At 71.1% G+C, this 218-nt stretch carries 1 protein-coding gene; it reads right to left on the reverse strand.

The window, feature by feature from the left end; all coding sequences use genetic code 11:
* The coding region (locus OO54_RS41225) for a KR domain-containing protein (protein WP_033213034.1) at positions 1–218 on the reverse strand (218 nt) is incomplete at both ends.

Genomic DNA, 218 nt, shown 5'->3' on the forward strand with positions numbered 1-218 from the left:
ACGGCGGTGCTGCGCGAGCGCGTCCAGGAAGGCGTTGGCCGCCGCGTAGTTCGCCTGCCCCGGCGACTCGAACGAACCCGCCGCCGACGAGAACAGCACGAACGCCGCCAGATCCAGCCCACGCGTCAACTCGTGCAGATTCAGCACCGCGTCCACCTTCGGCCGGAACACCGCCGCCACCCGCTCCGCGGTCAGCGCCGACACGACACCGTCGTCCA

Source organism: Streptomyces wedmorensis, from assembly GCF_000716445.1.
Lineage (GTDB): Bacteria > Actinomycetota > Actinomycetes > Streptomycetales > Streptomycetaceae > Streptomyces > Streptomyces wedmorensis.